The 20,072-nt window shown below is 63.4% G+C and carries 20 protein-coding genes and 1 tRNA gene; 10 read left to right on the top strand and 11 right to left on the bottom strand.

Features of this window, described 5'->3' with window-relative positions:
• The first annotated feature begins 2 nt into the window (after positions 1-2).
• The 4 genes from O4220_RS11540 to O4220_RS11525 all read left to right on the top strand — a co-directional run bounded on the left by O4220_RS11540 (position 3) and on the right by O4220_RS11525 (position 3,827).
• Positions 3-323 (top strand): TIGR04076 family protein, encoded by a 321-nt coding sequence (locus tag O4220_RS11540; RefSeq protein WP_269604238.1) that lies wholly within the window; start codon positions 3-5, stop codon positions 321-323.
• On the top strand, positions 323-1,342 hold the full coding sequence (locus tag O4220_RS11535; protein WP_269604236.1) for an LLM class flavin-dependent oxidoreductase: 1,020 nt from the start codon (positions 323-325) through the stop codon (positions 1,340-1,342). Before O4220_RS11540 ends, O4220_RS11535 begins: the two co-directional genes overlap by 1 nt.
• Entirely contained in the window at positions 1,339-2,346 is a 1,008-nt protein-coding gene (locus O4220_RS11530) for an LLM class flavin-dependent oxidoreductase (RefSeq protein ID WP_269604234.1), read from the top strand. Before O4220_RS11535 ends, O4220_RS11530 begins: the two co-directional genes overlap by 4 nt.
• Before the next feature lie 80 nt (positions 2,347-2,426).
• Positions 2,427-3,827, top strand: coding sequence for a flavin monoamine oxidase family protein (locus O4220_RS11525; protein ID WP_269604231.1), 1,401 nt, complete (start codon positions 2,427-2,429; stop codon positions 3,825-3,827).
• A 58-nt stretch (positions 3,828-3,885) separates the two neighbouring features.
• Here O4220_RS11525 and O4220_RS11520 read toward each other — a convergent pair whose 3' ends face one another.
• The 9 genes from O4220_RS11520 to O4220_RS11480 form a co-directional block, all read right to left on the bottom strand.
• Entirely contained in the window at positions 3,886-4,485 is a 600-nt protein-coding gene (locus O4220_RS11520; RefSeq protein WP_269604229.1) for a TetR/AcrR family transcriptional regulator, read from the bottom strand.
• A 175-nt stretch (positions 4,486-4,660) separates the two neighbouring features.
• Complete coding sequence (locus O4220_RS11515) at positions 4,661-5,470, bottom strand: amidohydrolase family protein (RefSeq protein ID WP_269604595.1); 810 nt, start codon at positions 5,468-5,470, stop codon at positions 4,661-4,663.
• A gap of 14 nt (positions 5,471-5,484) precedes the next feature.
• Positions 5,485-5,976, bottom strand: coding sequence for an amidohydrolase family protein (locus O4220_RS11510; RefSeq protein ID WP_269604226.1), 492 nt, complete (start codon positions 5,974-5,976; stop codon positions 5,485-5,487).
• Complete coding sequence (locus tag O4220_RS11505; protein ID WP_269604224.1) at positions 5,942-6,145, bottom strand: hypothetical protein; 204 nt, start codon at positions 6,143-6,145, stop codon at positions 5,942-5,944. The genes O4220_RS11510 and O4220_RS11505 overlap by 35 nt, the downstream gene beginning before the upstream one ends.
• Positions 6,146-6,188: 43 nt before the next feature.
• Complete coding sequence (locus tag O4220_RS11500; RefSeq protein ID WP_269604221.1) at positions 6,189-7,559, bottom strand: MFS transporter; 1,371 nt, start codon at positions 7,557-7,559, stop codon at positions 6,189-6,191.
• 172 nt (positions 7,560-7,731) lie between these two features.
• Positions 7,732-8,286: a nuclear transport factor 2 family protein gene (locus tag O4220_RS11495; protein ID WP_269604219.1), complete on the bottom strand. Its 555-nt coding sequence runs from the start codon at positions 8,284-8,286 to the stop codon at positions 7,732-7,734.
• 524 nt (positions 8,287-8,810) lie between these two features.
• A tRNA-Val gene (locus O4220_RS11490) sits at positions 8,811-8,885 on the bottom strand.
• Between the two features lie 87 nt (positions 8,886-8,972).
• Positions 8,973-9,434: a peroxiredoxin gene (locus tag O4220_RS11485; protein ID WP_269604217.1), complete on the bottom strand. Its 462-nt coding sequence runs from the start codon at positions 9,432-9,434 to the stop codon at positions 8,973-8,975.
• Between the two features lie 32 nt (positions 9,435-9,466).
• Positions 9,467-9,889, bottom strand: coding sequence for a DUF3052 domain-containing protein (locus tag O4220_RS11480; RefSeq protein ID WP_032379129.1), 423 nt, complete (start codon positions 9,887-9,889; stop codon positions 9,467-9,469).
• 258 nt (positions 9,890-10,147) lie between these two features.
• Between O4220_RS11480 and aceE the strand changes: the two genes are divergently transcribed.
• The 6 genes from aceE to O4220_RS11450 all read left to right on the top strand — a co-directional run bounded on the left by aceE (position 10,148) and on the right by O4220_RS11450 (position 18,741).
• Positions 10,148-12,967, top strand: a complete 2,820-nt coding sequence (gene aceE, locus O4220_RS11475) for a pyruvate dehydrogenase (acetyl-transferring), homodimeric type (RefSeq protein WP_269604215.1) — start codon at positions 10,148-10,150, stop codon at positions 12,965-12,967.
• An 87-nt stretch (positions 12,968-13,054) separates the two neighbouring features.
• Positions 13,055-14,449, top strand: coding sequence for a PucR family transcriptional regulator (locus O4220_RS11470; RefSeq protein WP_269604212.1), 1,395 nt, complete (start codon positions 13,055-13,057; stop codon positions 14,447-14,449).
• A 128-nt stretch (positions 14,450-14,577) separates the two neighbouring features.
• Positions 14,578-15,486 (top strand): ACP S-malonyltransferase, encoded by a 909-nt coding sequence (locus O4220_RS11465; protein WP_269604209.1) that lies wholly within the window; start codon positions 14,578-14,580, stop codon positions 15,484-15,486.
• An 87-nt stretch (positions 15,487-15,573) separates the two neighbouring features.
• Positions 15,574-15,918, top strand: coding sequence for a meromycolate extension acyl carrier protein AcpM (gene acpM / locus O4220_RS11460; protein ID WP_052058428.1), 345 nt, complete (start codon positions 15,574-15,576; stop codon positions 15,916-15,918).
• Between the two features lie 8 nt (positions 15,919-15,926).
• Positions 15,927-17,177: a KasA/KasB family beta-ketoacyl-ACP synthase gene (locus O4220_RS11455; protein ID WP_032403883.1), complete on the top strand. Its 1,251-nt coding sequence runs from the start codon at positions 15,927-15,929 to the stop codon at positions 17,175-17,177.
• Positions 17,178-17,307: 130 nt separating this feature from the next.
• On the top strand, positions 17,308-18,741 hold the full coding sequence (locus O4220_RS11450; protein WP_057476035.1) for an acyl-CoA carboxylase subunit beta: 1,434 nt from the start codon (positions 17,308-17,310) through the stop codon (positions 18,739-18,741).
• Positions 18,742-18,904: 163 nt separating this feature from the next.
• On the opposite strand, the gene O4220_RS11445 is transcribed toward O4220_RS11450, so the two are convergent.
• Both O4220_RS11445 and O4220_RS11440 read right to left on the bottom strand, forming a co-directional pair.
• Entirely contained in the window at positions 18,905-19,351 is a 447-nt protein-coding gene (locus tag O4220_RS11445; protein WP_269604205.1) for a cold-shock protein, read from the bottom strand.
• 90 nt (positions 19,352-19,441) lie between these two features.
• On the bottom strand, positions 19,442-19,954 hold the full coding sequence (locus tag O4220_RS11440) for a DUF3145 domain-containing protein (RefSeq protein ID WP_269604203.1): 513 nt from the start codon (positions 19,952-19,954) through the stop codon (positions 19,442-19,444).
• Between the last annotated feature and the right edge of the window lie 118 nt (positions 19,955-20,072).

Below are 20,072 nucleotides of genomic sequence, written 5' to 3'. Positions count from 1 at the left end.
CTGTGACCGACGAAGAGATGACCCTGTTCGACCTCAGAGTGACCGTGTGCGAAATCAAGGGCCGATCGGTGTGCGGAATGAAAGAAGGCGACTTCTTCGAGGTGCGCAACAGTGACCGCCTCTCGCTCCCCGACGGACAAGCGTTCTGCTACTGGGCAATCCAAGCAGTTTTGCCGATGCTTCCGGCCAAGATGCGCCGACTGCCTGCATCCGACTGGTTGGAACAGGACACCATGGCGTGCTGTCCCGATCCCGAGGAGGGGCTGCTGATGCGCATCGACCGTATCGGCGAAGTCACCATGCGCACCGAGGATCTGTCCTGATGGCGCACTACACGGAATTCGGCGTTGGGTTCGGCGGTACGCTCCCGCCCGGCGACTACCACGAACTGGCTCGTGCGTTGGAGGACTATGGATTTCACGTCGCTACCGCCTTCGGCGATCTCATGATGCAACCCCCAGCCATGGTGCTGGCCGCAATGGCTACGGCCACCTCTCGACTGCGTCTGGGCATCGGCTGCTTCACGCCTTGGACCTTGCATCCGGTCGAGATCGCGGGCCAGATGGCGTATCTGGATCAACTGTCCGGTGGCAGGGCATTTCTCGGCATAGTCCGTGGTGCCTGGTTGGATCAGTTGGGAATCGACACCACTCGAGCATTGACTGCCATAGAAGACACACTCGGAGTGGTCGAGGCCGTGCTGGCCGGTGACGGTCGCGGATACGACGGTACGAAATATTCGGTAGCGGCCGGTACTCGTCCCTACTACCCCGTACTGCGACGAGTACTGCCGCTCATGATCGGGACGTGGAGCCCCAAACTTGCGGAGTTGGCCGGTCGCCGCGCCGACGAGATCCAGGTCGGGGGCTGCGCCAACGCTGCTATGGTCCCGCTGATCCGCGGATGGGCCGAGGTGGGCGAGACAGCGGTCGGGAAGGATCCTGGGTCCACCAGAATTGTTCTGACTGCGGTGACCGTCGTCGACGAGGACGGCGACGCCGCACGCAGACGCGCCCGCACCGACGCCGCCCTACCGATGCACGCAATCGCAACTCTGGATCGAACCGTCTCCCTCGATCCGGATCTGCTCGCGCGCATGGGAACCTTGCTTCGAGAACACCGTTACGAGGATGCGGGACTGCTGATTCCCGACGACCTGCTGACACATTTCTCCTTCTGCGGTACACCTACCGAGGTCGCCGAACAGGCTGCGGCCGCGTACGACGCGGGAGCCACCCGCGTGGAATTCGATTCGCCGTTCGGTGTCACCGAGTCCGGCGGAATCGATCTACTCGGTAACCGAGTGCTGCCCGTACTGCGTTCTCTCGGATACGGCTCATGACCGCCATCGGGCAGTACGAAGTGGGCGTCGGTCTGGCGGGGAACTTCGTGCCACAGGACTACGCTCCACTCGCTGCACGCCTGGAAGACGCGGGCTTCGATGCCGTCACGGTTTTCGGCGATCTGATGTACCAGCCCCCGGCTCTGGTGCTGCACACCATGGCCTCGTCGACATCCCGTGTGCGGCTCGGAATCGCCGCATACACGCCCTGGACCCAGCATCCGGTCGAAATCGCGGGGCAAGTGGCGCACCTCGACGCCGCGTCCGGGGGCCGAGCGTTCTACGGATTGGTCCGAGGCGCATGGATGGAACAACTGAAGATCGATTCGAGCCGAGCCCTTGCCGCAATCGTGGATACAGCGTCGATCGTGACAGCGCTGTTGGCCGGGGATGCGTCCGGGTACGAGGGCACGGTGTATTCGCTCACAGCCGGCACCACGGTGATGTACCCCGTACACCGCCCGAACGTTCCGTTGCTCATCGGCTCGTGGAGTCCTCGGTTGGCCGCCATTGCCGGGCGGATCGCGGACGAACTGCAAGCCGGCGGCAGTGCCAACCCCGCGATGGTGTCGCGGTTGGCAAAGATGTCGAGCGCGGGACGTACAGGCAAGACACCGGGCATTTGCCTCAACGCGATCGCTGTGGTCGACGAGGACTCGAACGCCGCACGCGTTGCGGCCAGGACTGCCGCCGCGCCGTACTTCGATGTTGTTGCCGCACATGATCCGACGGTTCAGCTGGATCCGGAACTGTTGGCCCGCATCCGGGTTATGTGTCGCGATGGCAACCATCGAGGCGCAGGCATGCTCATCCCCGATGACGTGCTGGACAAGTTCGCGTTCGCGGGGACACCGACGCAGGTTGCCCATCAGGCGGCGGACATCATTCGAGCCGGAGCACACAGAGTCGAGTTCGACACCCCCTTCGGTCTGACCACGGCCACCGGAATTCGACTGCTGTGCGAGCAGGTTCTACCCACCGTCCGCGACATTCTGCGCGAGTAGCACGACGAGAACGCCGACACCGCTTCATCACAACGACTTTCGAATCACGATCACGGAAACACACAGAGAGTTCACACGACATGAGTTCACCTACCTCCGTTACCCACACTCCTCGCTCGGTCGACTCCGACCGTAGAAAGGTCATCGTGGTCGGAGCCGGATTCGCCGGCTTGACCGCAACCCGAGAGCTCGAGAATGCGGGACACGACGTCACCGTCTTCGAAGCCCGTGACCGGATCGGCGGTCGCGCGTGGACCAATTCCCTACTGGGCGGCCATCAGTTGGAGATGGGTGCCACGTGGGTGCACTGGATGCAGCCGTTCGTATGGACCGAGATCACTCGCTACGACCAGAAGATCTATCCCAGTCCCGACATCGACCACGCCTATTGGGTCAGCGAGGGCACCGTTCATTCCGGGACCGAGCACGATCTCGACGTCGCTCTCAGTGCCATTCAGGAGAAGATATTCGAAGGGTCCCGAGACTTCTTTCCCTTCCCGCACGAGCCGTTGAAGGTGCTCGAAGATCCGAATACGCCGGACGAACTACGCGAACGCTTCCTCGCGGCCGATCGGGGCAGCGTGCTCGACTGTCTCCGAAACGGCGAATTCACCCAGGAACAGATCGATCTCGCCGACTCGTACTGGTCCGCCGGATATCAAGGTTCGACCGCAACGGCGTCGCCCCTGATGGCGAAGCACTGGGCGTCGTTGAGCGATCATCGAAGCTCACTCATGGACGAGCAAACTCTCCGATTCAAGCTCGTCGACGGTATGCGCGGGCTTTACGAGGCACTGGCGGCCGACATACGGAGCACTATCGCGCTGAACACCGCTGTGACCCGCGTCGAGCACGGCCCGACGACATCCTCGGTGACACTGTCCGACGGCACCGTCGTCACCGCCGACGCCGTCGTCGTCACGGTCCCCATCGGCGCGCTGAAGAACATCACCTTTTCCCCGCCGCTCGGAGCAGAACAGCAGACCCTCATCCGCGACGGATCGAACTCCACCGGGTTCAAGATCTGGATCAAGGTTGCCGGTCACCACTCCGTCATCGCCGGAGCACCCGGTGAGCACCCGATCTCGCTGCTCCGCAGCGAGTACTTCCTGGAGGACGAGGACGCCACGATCCTCGTCGGCTTCGGATCGGACCACACCGCAATCGATCTCGACGACATGACCTCCGCGCAGAAGGCGCTCGATGTCTGGAACACCGGGATGCAGGTCCTCGACTGCGGCGGGCACGATTGGGCCGCAGACGAATGGTCGGGTCAAACGTGGGCGACACTGCGGTCCGGACAGTTCACCCAGGGATGGAAGTCGTTTCACGGCAATGAGACTCGACTCAGATTCGCGGGTGCGGACATCGCGCGGGGGTGGAACGGAGTGGTCGTCGACGGAGCAATCGAAACCGGGATCACCACTGCACGCACGCTGATTGCCGACCTGAAGAAGGTCGAGCCCTCCAGCGGGGGCTGACCTGGGTCATCGGCGTCTCGCGACTGGAGCATCGCTCGGTCCCGAGACGCCGAGCGAGTTACGCCGGTGGAATCACTCGGCATCCATCGAGAATTGCGTCGATGAGCGATAGCTGCGCTTTTCGAGACGTCCCCGAGTGCCCGAGCACCGCGGTGACCTGAAGGCCGATGATCGTCGTCATGATCAGGCTCGCGTGCACCTCGACGTCGATGTCTTGGAGTACACCATCCTCGACCGCCTCGGACAGATGGGCCGCGATTCGAGAAGTCCACTGGCCGACGATGTCGTTATTGGACTGTTCCATGTCCCTGTCGGTCAGCGCTCGCTGCCACAGCGAAATGGCAATCCGCGCTTCGAGACGAGTCTCCTCGGTCAACGGCATGATCTCGACGCACACCTTGCGCAGCGCTTTGAGCCCGCGATGCGTTCCCACCGATCGTTCGATTCGGGCATTCGTCTCCTCGAGCACCAGCTCGAATGCAGCACGGAGAATTTCGTCCTTACCGGAGAAATACCGGCTCAGTGCTCCGTTGGTGTAACCGGCTTCCGCTGCGAGATCCCGCATGTTGACCCCGTCGATGCCGCGGGCTGCGATCAGACGCCATGCGGCAGCGACGATCGTGTGTCTTCGTTCGTCGCGATCGACCACCTTCGGCATGGTGTCCTCGTCTCGGATGCGGTTGGGCGTCAACCGTACCAAGGCGGGGCGGTGTCCATGACGCGCTACCGGTGGGACCTCTCGTACACGACCGCGCCGCCGACCACGGTGCGTAACACTGCCATTGCGGGAATATCGTGCGGATCGACTCTTTCGAGATCGCCCTCCACGATGGTCAGATCGGCAACCTTGCCACTTCGATCGACCCCATCCAGTCCTCGGCGAAGTCCTGCCATGCCGCATCGATGGTGTAGTTGCGCAGCGCCTGCTCCAAAGAGATGGTCTGATCGGGACCACTCACGGTCTGCGACGCCTTGCTTTCACAAAGGAGCATGGTGGACAAACCTTGCCGCCAATTCGGCATCGTGACAGGGGCATCCGAACTACTCATGAGTCGAACACCGGAGTCCACGGCACTTCGGTATGGGAATTCGTAGGCGGCACGCTCGACACCGACGAATTCCGGCTCGAGGTCGGCGATGGTCCACTTGATGGTCGGATTCATGTTGACGCCGATCCCCGCTTCGGCCAACCTGTCCAGTGTCTGCCGGGTAATGAAATCTCCGTGGATCAGGTAGTGCCGTGGATCGGACCTCGGATGATCGCGCTGTGCTGCGATCAGCGCCGACGCCACCGTGTCGATCGCCCGATCACCAGTGACGGGCACGCCTACCTGGTAGCCCTCGATATGGCCTCGTCGAATCATCTCGGTCATCTGCTCGACGCGACTCTCGTCGGTTTCACCACCGACGCAGAGAGATCCGCAGCCGCCGCCCACATATTCCTCGTGCATCCACGACGTCTTGCTCGAGGGAATTCCGTCGGCGAACACCTTGACACCCAGGACGCGGAACTTACGCGGGTCGGGCCCGATCGGAGGCTCGATGGATGCGAGGTTGGTGGCGAATTCGTCTGCTGTGCAACTTATTCCGCACGGCAGAAGCAGCACCGAGACGCGAATGCCGAGATCGTCGGTCGCTGCCAGTTTCGCGTAGGTGGCTAGTCCCCCACTGCCCCCCCCCCCCCCCCCCCACTGCCCATGGCACCGCCTGCAAGCGCCTCTCCTCCGGGCCCGAGGGCCGGATCGGTGAAACTCGTGATGCCCTCGCGCTGCAGTGACGCGATGGCAGATCGGTCGGCCTTCTCGCGCCGTTCGTCGTCGAGAAGTGGAAGCCCTGCCTGTACCAGGGCCTGGGCACCTTCCCTGAAGATGCCGGTGAGTTCTCCCTCGGCGTTCTTCACCGCGCGGCCACCCTCGGGGACGACGGTGTTCTCGCCGACACCGACGAGCCGCAGCGCGACCGAGTTCACCCAGGACGTGTGTAGGGAGAAGTCCTGCAACAAGACCGGGTTGTTCGGAGACACTGCGTCGAGGTCCCAGCGGGTTGGAGACCGTCCCTCGTCTCCACGGCATTGGTCGAGATACCCTGCGTCCCAGCCTGTTCCGATGACACAATCACCCTCGGTCGACGCGTCCACCGCCTCGCGCACCGTTGCAACCACATCCGCGATCGAACTCACCGTCGGGTACGCCACGTCCAACGACAACGGCGGCGTGTCCGATGACATCGGCCAGGACAGCGACGGCGGAAACAACGCGAAAGCCTGCGTCCACGGTGAAGACGCGACCGTTGAAGTAGACCGAATCGGCGTAGGTCATCAGAATCCTCGGTGTCTGTGGCCGGTGACGGCCGGACGGGAACTTACGATGTACGAACAACGACCGAGGGGTCGGGTCGGTTGCGTGCCAGTCGAACCGGAGCGGTCTCCGGGAGAATCCACAGGCATATCAGCGAGATGGTGCACGCACCGGCCAGGTAGTAGCCGATGTTCGACGCATCGCCGGTGAAGGCGACTATTCGATTCGCGATCAGCGGCGCGATACCGCCACCGAGCACGGCGCCCACGTGGAATGCGATGCCCATTCCCGTCTGGCGTTGCTCCTTGGGGAACAGTTCGGTGAAGTAGGTGTACATGGGTCCGAAGAGGAAACCTGTGGTGGTGAACCCGATCATCAATCCGAGCACCACCGAAGTGACGGTGCCCCACTGCGCCATGTGAAAGATGGTCAGTGCAGCGCCGATGGTGGCCACCGCGCCGCCCATCATCACCGGGCGGCGACCGATTCGATCGGACACAAGAGCGGCGATCACAACAGCGATGCCATGCAGCACCAATGCCGCGATGCTGCCGAACACGATGTCGGTGCGCGGAAGACCGAGCCCTTCGGGAGCCTTGGCTGTGGCGTACGAGAGCATGAAGATGGCAAGCACGAACGTGGTCGAGTTGAGCCCGACGTTCACCCCAGCGGCGAGCAGAAGCCGACGCCAATTGCTCTTCACCACAGCCTTGAACGGCATCTGAGCGCGCACGGCCTCCTCGCCGCGTTCGGCCACCATCTGCTTGAAGACCGGGCTTTCGTGGACGCCTTTGCGAACCCACAACCCCATCACCAGCACCAAGCCGCCGAAGAGGAAAGGAAGTCGCCAAGCCCAGTCCTGAACCGTCTGAGCAGGTAAGAGCAGAACCAAGGCGAAGGACACGTTCGCGAGGATGGTTCCGATCGGCGATCCGAGTGCTGTGAACACGCCGTACCGGGCCCGTTGCTCGTCCGGCGCGTGCTCGATGGCCAGCACGGCGGCACCACCTGTCTCGCCGCCGCGACTGAGCCCATGCACCAGCCGAAGCAACACCAAACAGACCGGAGCAGCGACGCCGACCTGCGCATAGGTCGGCAACAATCCGATGATCAAGGTGGCCGCTCCCATTCCGAGGAACGTCAGCTGCAATGCACGCCGTCGACCGTATGTATCGCCGACCCAGCCGAAGAATACCGCCCCCAAGGGTGCCATCAGAAATCCGATACCGAACGTTGCCAGTCCCATGAACGTTCCGAACCACGCGTTACCCGTCCGAAAGAATGTATCCGTGAACACGAGTGCGGTGGCGGTACCGTAAATGGCGAAATCATAAAATTCCAGCGAGGTCCCGACACCGCTGGCGAACGCGATTCGAGTCAGACTCGAACGCGCAGGTGGCGATTCGATTTCGGTTGCAGAAGTTTTCTCGGACATCGTTGCTCGATTCTGTTCGATTGGACGACCGCCGGTATCCAGAGAATCTCTCGCGGCGCTGTGGAGATCACTTTCGACCATCCACGAGAGAAAATCAGCGCAAGTTGACCGAAATAAAGGTTCCCGTACGCCCGCAATTCCATATCCCTATTGACATTCCCTCATCGTTAGGTCAGGGCTTCAGCAACACAGATGCACTGGGGTACGCCTCGGCGAAGTGGTTCGGAAGTGGTGCCACGAAGACGTTTTCGGTACGAGTACGGGAAATGAGCCACCGCCCGTCGACCTTTCGGAATGCGTTGTTCAGACGACTCGAGCGCAACAAGCTCTTGCCGTCGGCAAAAAGCCAGGGCTGCATATGAATCCACTGCCCCTCGGCCTCAGCACCACGGACGTGTATCTGTTCGGAAGTGAGGTAGTGCGCGTTGAGCAACAGCGCGGGATCCTTCTTCTCGCCCCAGAAGCGCCCGAAGTGTGCGCGAATGGCATCCTTACCCTCCGCACGACCGAACTGGCCGTCGTAGTATTCGCCGACACCCTCCCAGACTGCATCCGCGGTGTACAGATCCAGTACCAGTTCGATTCGACGAGCGTCGTCGTTCACCCCGAATTCCGGGCACGGCGTATCGCACAGGAACATGTATCGCGCTTGGATGCGTCTGATGTCGGCCTCTGCCTCGAGCACCTCCAGTCGCGCTACGAGGTTGGCAATGGTCGCGTCGGTCATTTATGTCTCCTAGGTGCACCGAGTCACGGACGGACCGGTTCTCCACGACGCTATGCCCGGCCCGATCCAACCGATATACGCAAAACCCTCAGACCGATTCCGGTTATCGGTCAGCGCCACAGGGCCACCGGGCGATGCAGCATCGGGCGATAAACCCGCCGAAAATGGCGAACGAGCGAGCCTGCCGGGCCTACAGGTTCCGTCGCCCACGTCGTCGACAGGTGCGAGAGGTGGTGTGGCCGAGGGACAGTGCCGACACCTCGACCGGACTTCTTCGCCGAGCACCCTGCTGGGCAGCGCACCGCGCCCTGTTGCCGCTCTGCGGCAACGCAATCGTCGATCCGAACCGATCCGCAGGACACCATCGAGGTCGGCAGTTAGTCACAGATCGCTACCACTCGGAGTTGATGGAACGGAACATGACTGCCCTATCCAAACAGCCCGAGGGCGAAACGCCCGGCGGGGCCGCGTTCCGGGCCGCCTTGTCATGGCGAGGTGACGGCCAGATCGAACCCGAACATCGATGGTGGGCGCAGAGGGGTTCGAACCCCCGACCGCTGGTGTGTAAAACCAGAGCTCTACCGCTGAGCTATGCGCCCGAGTACCGGTGGCCTGGGGACAACCCCGGGCCACCGGAACGCTTGGAGAAATTTATCGTGTCTGATCTCTAACTACAATTCCGCAGGTCAGCTCACCTGTGCGAGCGCCTCGGACCACGATGAACTGTCTCGGGCTTCCCCGGGTCCGTTCATTTCGGCGAATCTGATGATTCCGGACTTGTCGACCACGAACGTTCCGCGATTGGCGAATCCGGCGCTGTCGTTGAAGACGCCGTACGCCTGAGCCACTTCACCGTGTGGCCAGAAGTCCGACAACAGCGGGAAGGTGTAACCCTGTTCTGCGGCCCAGATCTTGTGGGTCGGAGGCGGACCGACCGAGATCGCCAGGATCGCAGTCTCGTCGTTCTCGAACGTCGGTAGCTCGTCGCGCACTTTGCACAGCTCGCCCTGGCACGTGCCGGTGAACGCCAGTGGATAGAACACGAGCAGAACGTTTTTCACGTCCCTGTACGACGACAACGTGACCAGCTGATTGTTCTGGTCCTTGAGGGTGAAGTCGGGCGCAATCGCGCCAACCTCGATCGGCATCTAGAACCGTCTTCCTGTGTCGAGCATCTCCCCTACCGCTTGGTAGCGGGAGTCTTGGGCTGTACCAATCGACTTCCGATCCAGTCGCCGAGGTTTGCCGCAGAGGTCTGCGTCAATCCTGCGGTCGGGGCGGATTCGGCAATCTCGCTGGGTTCGACGTGACCGGACATGCCGGTCTTGGGGCTGAGGACCCACACGATGCCATCGTCCGAGAGCGGACCGATTGCATCCATGAGCGCATCGACCAGGTCACCGTCTCCGTCGCGCCACCACAGCAGCACAACGTCGATCACCTCGTCGGAATCCTCGTCGAGGGTCTCCCCACCGATCGCATCTTCTACGTCGGCGCGCAGATCATCGTCGGTGTCCTCGTCCCAGCCCAGCTCCTGTACGACCATGTCGCGAGTTATGCCAAGTTTCTGAGCGTAGTTCTGAGCGTCCGCCGCGGCGACCACGGTGGTGACCTCCTTGAATTGTGGGTGCAGTAGTCAAAGCGAACAGTGTTGAAGCCGTTCGCGCAAGCTGACCGCGCCGAAATTGAGTACATAAATTTCTACTGGTGGGTATTGGACCTCTGTACTACCAGAACCAACAAGATGTAGCAGGATTGGGGAGGAATCACGAGAACGAGGAAAGTAGACCGCCGTCACAGGGGCGGGTCTACCGGGACCGGGCGCCACACCGAGCGTCCGCCACATTGAGGAGTGCACACGTTGTCCGAAGTGAACAGCGGCGAACGGCAGAACACATCGTCTGCAGGCAAGAAGGGCTCGGACGGCCGGGTCCGCGTCATCCGTGAGGGTGTCGCGTCGTACCTGCCCGATATCGACAACGACGAGACCAACGAGTGGATCGAATCGTTCGACGGCTTGCTGGAGAGGTCCGGCCCAAACCGCGCTCGCTACCTGATGCTCAGGTTGCTCGAGCGCGCCGGCGAGCGCCGGGTTGCGCTGCCGTCCTTGACGTCGACGGATTACGTCAACACGATCCCCACCGAGAACGAGCCGTGGTTTCCCGGCGACGAGTCGATGGAACGCCGCTACCGTGCCTGGATCCGCTGGAACGCGGCCATCATGGTGCACCGCGCGCAGCGTCCCGGCGTCGGCGTCGGCGGACACATCTCCACGTACGCGTCCTCCGCAGCGCTCTACGAGGTCGGCTTCAACCACTTCTTCCGCGGCAAGGATCACCCGGGCGGCGGCGACCACATCTTCATTCAGGGTCACGCCTCCCCCGGCATCTACGCCCGCGCCTTCCTCGAGGGCCGCATCCCGGCCGAGCGCATGGACGGCTTCCGCCAGGAGGCAAGCCACGAGACCGAGGGCGGCGGACTGCCGTCGTACCCGCACCCGCGTCTGATGCAGGATTTCTGGGAGTTCCCGACGGTGTCGATGGGCCTCGGCCCGATGAACGCCATCTACCAGGCTCGCTTCAACCATTACCTGAACGACCGCGGCATCAAGGACACCACCGATCAGCACGTGTGGGCCTACCTCGGCGACGGCGAGATGGACGAGCCGGAATCACGTGGACTTGCGCACGTCGCTGCCACCGAGGGTCTGGACAACCTCACCTTCGTCGTCAACTGCAACCTGCAGCGTCTCGACGGCCCGGTGCGCGGTAACGGCAAGATCATCCAGGAACTGGAGTCGTTCTTCCGCGGTGCCGGCTGGAACGTCATCAAGGTCGTCTGGGGCCGTGAGTGGGACGCGTTGCTGCACGCAGACCGCGACGGCGCGCTCGTCAACCTGATGAACACCACCCCCGACGGTGACTTCCAGACCTACAAGGCCAACGACGGCAGTTACGTCCGCGATCACTTCTTCGGCCGCGATCCGCGCACGAAAGAGCTCGTCAAGGATCTGTCCGACGACGAGATCTGGAACCTCAAGCGCGGCGGTCACGACTACCGCAAGGTGCACGCTGCCTACGCGGCCGCGATGTCGCACAAAGGCCAGCCGACGGTCATCCTGGCGCACACCATCAAGGGCTACACCCTCGGCAAGCACTTCGAGGGCCGTAACGCCACGCACCAGATGAAGAAGCTCACGCTCGACGATCTCAAGACGTTCCGCGATCTCCAGCACATCCCGATCTCCGACGAGGAGCTCGAGAAGGATCCGTACATGCCGCCGTACTACCACCCCGGTGCGGACGCTCCCGAGATCCAGTACATGCTCGATCGCCGGAACAAGCTCGGCGGCTTCGTCCCCGAGCGTCGGGTGAGCGTCAAGCCGCTTCCCCAGCCGAGCGACGACACGTACAAGACACTCCGCAAGGGCTCCGGCAAGCAGGAAGTCGCCACCACCATGGCGCTCGTGCGCGTCATGAAAGAGCTGTTGCGAGACAAGGAGATCGGCCACCGAATCGTGCCGATCATCCCGGACGAGGCCCGCACGTTCGGTATGGACTCGTGGTTCCCGTCGCTGAAGATCTACAACCGCAACGGCCAGCTGTACACCTCGGTGGACTCGGAGCTGATGCTCGCCTACAAGGAGAGCTCGGTCGGCCAGATCCTGCACGAGGGCATCAACGAAGCCGGTTCCACATCGTCGTTCACCGCGGTCGGTACCTCGTACGCCACGCACGGCGAGGTCATGATCCCGCTGTACATCTTCTATTCGATGTTCGGCTTCCAGCGCACCGGCGACGGTCTCTGGGCAGCGGCAGACCAGATGGCCCGCGGATTCGTGCTCGGTGCCACCGCAGGCCGCACCACCCTGACCGGTGAGGGTCTGCAGCACGCCGACGGGCATTCGCTGCTTCTGGCGTCGACCAACCCGGCGGCCGTGGCCTACGACCCGGCGTTTTCGTACGAAATCGCACACATCGTCAAGGACGGTCTGCGACGGATGTACGGCGGCACCGAAGGTGTCGAGGGCTTCGGCGGCGAGAACATTTTCTACTACATCACCCTGTACAACGAGCCGTACGTGCAGCCGGCCGAGCCGGAGAACCTCGACATCGAGGGTCTGCTCAAGGGCATCTACCGGTTCGCCGCTCCCCAGGAAGGCGACGGACCGGAAGCTCAGCTGCTGGCGTCGGGCGTCGGCATGGTCTCGGCCCGCAAGGCCCGAGAGTTGCTGTTCGAGGAGTGGGGCGTGCGCTCGGCCGTCTGGTCGGTGACGTCCTGGGGTGAGCTGCGCCGCGACGGCGTCGACGCCGAGCGGGAGTCGCTGCGCAATCCCGGTGCGGACAAGCGCGTTCCGTTCGTCACCTCCGCGCTGGCCGATGCCAACGGCCCGGTCGTCGCGTCCTCGGATTGGATGCGTGCAGTGCCGGACCAGATTCGCCAGTGGGTTCCGGGCGATTACGTCACCCTCGGCACCGACGGCTTCGGATTCTCCGATACCCGTCCGGCCGCGCGTCGGGTGTTCAACGTCGACGCCGAGTCGATCGTCGTCGCCACGCTGTCCGCCCTTGCCGCATCCGGTGAGATCGACAAGTCCAAGGCCGTCGAAGCCGCGGAGAAGTACAAGATCGACGACGTCACTGCAGCTCCGACGTCGTTCGCCGATACCGGTTCGGCGTAGGTTCCACGCCTGTTCGGCCGACCCCCGTCCCACGTCGCGAAGCATGTCCGTCGCGATAGGGGCGGGGGTCGGGCGTAGGTTCTCCTTATGTCCGATGCGAAACCCGACCCACCGGGCAGCGCGTCCGCACGCGATGTGTCCCGACGCGACGCCTATCGCGAAGCGTTGCGTGAATCGTTGACCCGCGATTCCCTGACGTCGGACAACGAGGTGCACCTCCCGGTCGCCTCACTTGCGCCCTCCCGCCAGAAGCGCGACCCTCTGCCCGACGCTCTGTTGCGACGGGTCAAGCAGTTCTCCGGCCGTCTCTCGACCGAGGCCGTGACGACGATGCAGGGCCAGCTGCCGTTCTTCGGCGATCTGGACGCAGCTCAACGTGCGAGTGTCCAGCTGCTCATTCAGACAGCAGTCGACAACTTTCTCGAATGGCTGAAGAATCCCCACAGCGATATTCGTTTCTCTCTCGATGCCTTTCAGGTGATCCCCCAGGACCTCGCCCGACGCCTCACCTTGCGCCAGACGGTCGACATGGTCCGCGTGGCGATGGAGTTCTTCGAGCAGTGGCTCCCGGCTCTCGCACGCAACGACCAGCAGTTGGTCGCACTGACCGAAGCCGTGTTGCGATACGGACGCGAGCTCGGCTTCGCGGCCGCATCGGTCTACGCCAGTGCCGCCGAGTCCCGTGGAGCCTGGGACACCCGCCTCGAAGCCCTCGTGGTCGACGCCGTCGTGCGCGGAGACACCGGCTCGGACATGCTTTCCCGCGCCGCCACGTTGAACTGGGACGCCACCGCGCCCGCGACTGTTCTGGTCGGCACTCCACCGGACGATCGGGGCGTATCCGTCGTCGGAACCGTGCACGCGGTGGCGCAGAAGCACGGACGCGCAGCACTGGCCGTCGTCCAGGGGACGCGGTTGGTCATGGTGGTCAGTGGCCAGATCACCGATTCGTCCGCCCACCACGCATTCATCGACGAGATGCTGCAGAACTTCTCCGACGGGCCCGTCGTCATCGGTCCCACCACCCGCACTCTGGGAGCGGCGCACTCGAGCGCCGTCGAGGCCTTCGCAGGGATGCAGGCCGTGGCGGGTTGGCGGGGCGCACCGCGTCCGGTGCATGCCGGTGAGCTGCTACCCGAGCGTGCGCTGCTGAACGACGGTGCGGCGATATCTGCGTTGAACGATCATGTGGTCGTTCCGTTGGCTGCGGCGGGTTCCGGATTGGCCGACACGCTCGATGCCTATCTGGACTGCGGCGGTGCCGTGGAAACCTGCGCACGGCAGCTGTTTGTTCATCCAAATACCGTCCGTTATCGCCTCAAGCGCATTGCCGAGGTGACCGGGCGCGATCCCACCAACCCGCGCGATGCGTACGTGCTCCGGGTTGCAGCAACAGTAGGAAGGTTGGCTCGAACCCATCACGAACCGCCCCATCCTGCCCCATTTGTCACACAGGTCACATTCGGAGAAGTAGTTACGTAACGTGCAGCCACCCTCCGGCGATAGCGGATCCCCACGAGGCAATTTGTAGGGTTCCCACAAATTGCTTGTCGAGAGTTCATCGAGCGCGACATCACTCAGACGGGCCCCGACAGTGTTCTCTTAACCCTGTGATTGCGTTGCTTGCGCCCGGTCAGGGCTCCCAGACTCCCGGCATGCTGTTGCCTTGGCTCGAATTGCCGGGTGCGGCAGACCGGCTCGAATTGTGGTCGAAGGCGTCCGGCCTGGACCTCGTCCGCCTCGGAACCACGGCTACCGCCGAGGAGATCACCGATACCGCGGTGACACAGCCGCTGGTCGTGGCGTCGGCCTTGCTCGCTTTCGAGGAAATCGCAGCACGTGGCCTGTTCCCCGAGGATGCCGTCATCGCCGGACATTCCGTGGGCGAGCTTGCTGCCGCTGCCATCGCCGGCGTCATCTCCTCCGACGACGCAGTCTCACTCGCCGCCGTTCGTGGCGCTGCAATGGCCAAAGCCTGTGCGCTCGAGCCGACCGGCATGTCTGCCGTCCTGGGCGGCGACGAGGCGGCCGTACTCGCCCGACTCGAAGAACTCGACCTCGCGCCGGCCAACGTCAACGCCGCCGGGCAGATCGTCGCTGCCGGGCTGCTGACCAAACTCGCCGAACTGGCCGAGAGCGCGCCCGAGAAGGCTCGGGTTCGCGCACTCCCGGTCGCAGGCGCGTTCCACACCAAGTACATGGCGTCGGCGGGCGACACCGTTGCCGCAGCTGCTGCTGCCATTACTCCGTCGGAGCCGTCGCGGACCCTGCTGTCCAACTCGGACGGTCAGCCGGTCAGCTCGGGTGCCGACGCACTGAACAAACTTGCCGCTCAGGTCACTCGCCCCGTGCGCTGGGATCTGTGCAACGCCTACCTGCGCACGGCGCAGGTCACCGCACTTGTGGAACTGCCCCCGGCAGGCGCACTGGTCGGCATCGCCAAGCGTGAACTGCGCGGCGTCGCCAACCTCGGCCTGAAGACACCGGCGGACATTTCCGCACTGGCCGAGCTCGGATAGCTCGGCAAACCCACACCGCAGTCTCAGCACTGCGGATCTACTTCCACTCCCCGAGTGGCAGAAATGCACAACCGCGTCTCGAAGCACATGACTTCGGCGTTCGACACAGAAGAGAAGGGACCCACAACAGTGGCCAGCCAGGAAGACCTCATCGCCGGACTTGCAGAGATCATCGAAGAGGTCACGGGCATCGAACCGTCCGAGGTGACCATCGAGAAGTCCTTCGTGGACGACCTCGACATCGACTCGCTCTCCATGGTCGAGATCGCAGTGCAGACCGAGGACAAGTACGGCGTGAAGATCCCCGACGAGGACCTCGCCGGCCTGCGCACCGTCGGTGACGCCGTCAACTACATCCAGAAGCTCGAAGCGGAGAACCCCGAAGCCGCAGAAGCTATCAAGGCTAAGCTCGACGACTCCGCGAGCGAGTGACACGGCCCATGACCAACCCATCCACCGCCAACGGACGCTTCCCCAGTGTCGTCGTCACCAGCCTCGCTGCGACCACGTCACTTGCGGGTGACGTCGATGCCACGTGGAAGGGTCTGCTGAACGGCGACAGCGGAATTGCAACTCTGGAAGACGATTTCGTCGCCGAGTACGACCTGCCCGTACGGATCGGCGGACACCTCGCGGTGAACCCGCAGAGCCTGCTCTCACGGGTCGAGATTCGTCGCCTGAGCTATGTGGAGCAGCTGGCCACCGTGCTCGGTCGTGAGGTATGGAAGAACGCCGGGACCCCCGACGTCGATCCCCTTCGCCTCGGTGTGTCGATCGGTACCGGCCTCGGTGGCGGCGATTCGCTGATCGACGCCAACGACAAGATGAAGGCCGGCGGCTACCGCAAGGTGTCTCCGCTCGCCGTTCAGATGGTCATGCCGAACGGCCCCGCAGCGGTCGTCGGACTCGAGCTCAAAGCGCAGGCCGGCGTCATCACTCCTGTCTCGGCCTGCTCCTCGGGATCGGAAGCCATTGCTCACGCATGGCGAATGATCGTGATGGGCGACGCGGACATGGTCGTCACCGGCGGCGTCGAGGGTTACATCGACGCGGTTCCGATCGCCAGCTTCTCCATGATGCGGGCGATGAGCACCAACAACGACAATCCGAAGGGTGCGTCACGTCCGTTCGACAAGGATCGTGACGGCTTCGTCTTCGGTGAAGCGGGTGCGCTCATGGTCATCGAGACCGAGGAGCATGCCAAGGCTCGCGGCGCAACGATCCACGCCCGCCTGCTCGGTGCCGGAATCACCTCCGACGGGTTCCACCTCGTGGCTCCCGACCCGGAGGGCAAGGGTGCCGCGCGTGCGATGCAGCGCGCCATCGAGACCGCAGGCCTGCAGAAGTCCGACATCACCCACGTTAACGCCCACGCAACGGCAACTCCCATCGGAGACACCGCAGAAGCGCTGGCGATCAACAAGGCCGTCGGAAATCACGCAGCGGTGTACGCACCGAAATCCGCTCTCGGCCACTCGATCGGCGCCGTCGGTGCCCTCGAGTCGGTTCTGACGGTGCTGGCAGTGCGCGAGGGAATCATCCCTCCCACACTGAATTTGGAGAATCAGGATCCCGAGATCGATCTCGACGTCGTCAAGGGCGAGCCCCGCGTCGGACAGATCGATTACGCGATCAACAACTCGTTCGGATTCGGTGGGCACAACGTAGCGCTCGCCTTCGGAAAGGCGTGATGCACTGAGTCGATCACTTCGACTCAGCGAATCTCGCTCTCGCAGTGCATGATCCGAACCGGGGACCGTTCCTCGTGAACGGCCCCGGTTCGGGCCTCGCCCCCACGGGGGCCCTGAAGAAGGACAAGCGATGACAATTCTGGCTCCCGTCACTCGATCCGGTACTTCTACCGATCCCCGCGATCCACTCGCCCGCCTCGAGAACCTGTTCGACACCGGAACCACTGTCCCCCTGCACGATCGGGACAAGTCCGGCATTCTCGCGGCCTCCGGTGAGATCGACGGAGTCCACACCATCGCGTATTGCTCCGATGCCACCGTCATGGGCGGTGCCATGGGCGTCGACGGCTGCAAGCACATCGTCGCCGCCATCGATACCGCCATCGAACAGCGCGCTCCGCTCGTCGGCGTGTGGCACTCCGGTGGCGCTCGCCTCGCCGAGGGCGTCGAAGCTCTCCATGCCGTCGGACTCGTCTTCGAGGCCATGGTTCGAGCGTCCGGCCTCGTCCCCCAGATTTCCGTCGTCCTCGGCTTCGCGGCCGGCGGTGCCGCCTACGGTCCTGCGTTGACCGACGTCGTCATCATGGCTCCCGAGGGACGCGTGTTCGTCACCGGTCCCGACGTCGTCCGCAGCGTCACCGGCGAACAGGTCGACATGGCCTCGCTCGGTGGCCCCGACACCCACCACAAGAAGTCCGGTGTCTGCCACATCGTCGCCGACAGCGAGATGGACGCGTTCACTCGCGCCCGCCGTCTGGTGTCCATGTTCTGCGAGCAGGGCGAATTCGACATCGCCGCCGCCGAGCACGGCGACACCGATCTCCGAGCTCTGATGCCCGAATCCAATCGTCGCGCTTACGATGTGCACCCGATCGTCCACGAGCTACTCGACAACGTCGAAGGCGAATCGACCTTCGAGGAGTTCCAGGGCGGCTGGGCCCGCAGCATCGTCATCGGTCTCGGACGCATCAGCGGCCGCACCGTCGGCGTCATCGCCAACAACCCCATTCGTCTCGGCGGCTGCCTCAACTCCGAAAGTGCCGAGAAGGCAGCCCGTTTCGTGCGCCTGTGCGACGCATTCGGCATCCCCCTCATCGTGGTCGTCGACGTTCCCGGATACCTCCCCGGTGTCAGCATGGAATGGGAAGGCGTCGTCCGCCGCGGCGCAAAGCTGTTGCACGCCTTCGCCGAAGCGACCGTTCCTCGCGTCACCCTGGTCACGCGCAAGATCTACGGCGGTGCGTACATCGCCATGAATGCGCGCGCACTCGGTGCCACTGCTGTGTACGCCTGGCCCGGCTCCGAGGTCGCTGTGATGGGTGCCAAGGCAGCCGTCGGCATCCTGCACAAGAAGGCCCTCGCCGCCGCGCCGGAAGAAGAGCGCGAGGCGCTGCACGATCGCCTCACCGTCGAGCACGAGAGCATCGCCGGTGGTGTCGAGCGCGCCGTGGCCATCGGTGTCGTCGACGAGGTCATCGAGCCGAGCAAGACTCGCAGCACGGTCACCAAAGCACTCGCGGCTGCTCCCGCGGCACGGGGCAACCACAAGAACATTCCGCTCTGATCGGTCGGCGCTGATCGTTGGGCTTTGCCTGCGGCCCCTATCCAATACCCTGCCCCGGTTGGGATCAATGCGACTTCGAGGCGCTCTGAGTGCAACAAAGCCACATTCATCCGGAACCCAGCGGGCACCGGAACCGGACGGGATGGAGCGGGCTACGCGTCGGTCAGCTCTCGATCCACTTGTGGTCGTGAGCCAGACGCAGAATTGCCGATCGAATGTCGAGAATCTGCGTCGCTGACAAGGTGCCGTTGGCGGTCAGGAGAACCTCGGTCAGTTCCGCGGTGAAGTCCCCCTCGGACAGAACGTCGCAGATGACGTCTTCGAGTTGCTCGTGTTCGGTGATCGCAACGTTGTGGAACGGCACATCCGGCTTGTGTCGGGTGACCAGTGCGGTCGACGCCGGGCCGTCGATGATTTGTACCTGGGTGGCCTTGAGGCCTCGGTCGCCTTCGACAGCGACGTACTCGACTCGAACCCCCGGTGCCAACAGTCTCTTGTCGAAGTCCAGATCGTTGACGTGAATGAACACGTCCTCGCCGCCCTCGTCCGGCGCTACGAATCCGTACCCCTTGAACTCGTCGAATCGAATCACTTTTCCAGTCGACAACATCGAACTCACCACTCCACGGTCGTTCCCACATGCCTACCCAGGCACGCCCGCGAAACTACCGCGACACTCGGGCCCCAGCAACCCTGTCGGCTAGCCGACGTCGCGGCTCAACCACGTCACTTCCGCGCCGGCACCACCGGTGCGGAACGGCTCCAGGGCAGCGTCCCAGTCCGAGCCGAGGGCATGCTCCACGGCTGCGGTGAAATTCCCCTGGTTGTTTTCCATCAATGCGCGCAGTCGCATCTCGCCGAGTACCACGTCACCGTTCGCGCTCGTCGAACCGCGCCACAGGCCCAAACCGGGCACATGCGAGAACCGTTCGCCGTCGACGCCTTCGCTGGCGTCCTCGGTCACCTCGAACCGCAGCATCTGCCACGAGCGCAGGATGCCGGCGAGCTTGGCTCCGGTACCGACCGGGCCAACCCAGTCGGTGGTGGCGCGAAGCTGACCGTCGGAGGCAGGCTGCGCCGACCACTTCAAATTCGCACGGCAATCGAGGGCGTCGGTCAACGCCCATTCGACGTGCGGGCACAGAGCAGCGGGCGACGAGTGGATGTACACAACACCCGACGTCGCTTCTGCGAACTGATTCGATCCACGCATTGCACTACCTCCAGCTTCGACGAGGGACGTCTTCCCCAACGACCTCGACATGCTTCGACTGGCTGCAGTGAATCAATGCGTATGTGTACTAGTGTGCCCCGAGTTGCCCCTGTTGCGC

The organism is Rhodococcus ruber, assembly GCF_027270735.1.
GTDB classification, from domain to species: Bacteria; Actinomycetota; Actinomycetes; order Mycobacteriales; family Mycobacteriaceae; genus Rhodococcoides; species Rhodococcoides rubrum_A.
Note: the sequence above shows the minus strand (reverse complement) of the source record. Positions and strands in the feature narration are given on the sequence as shown.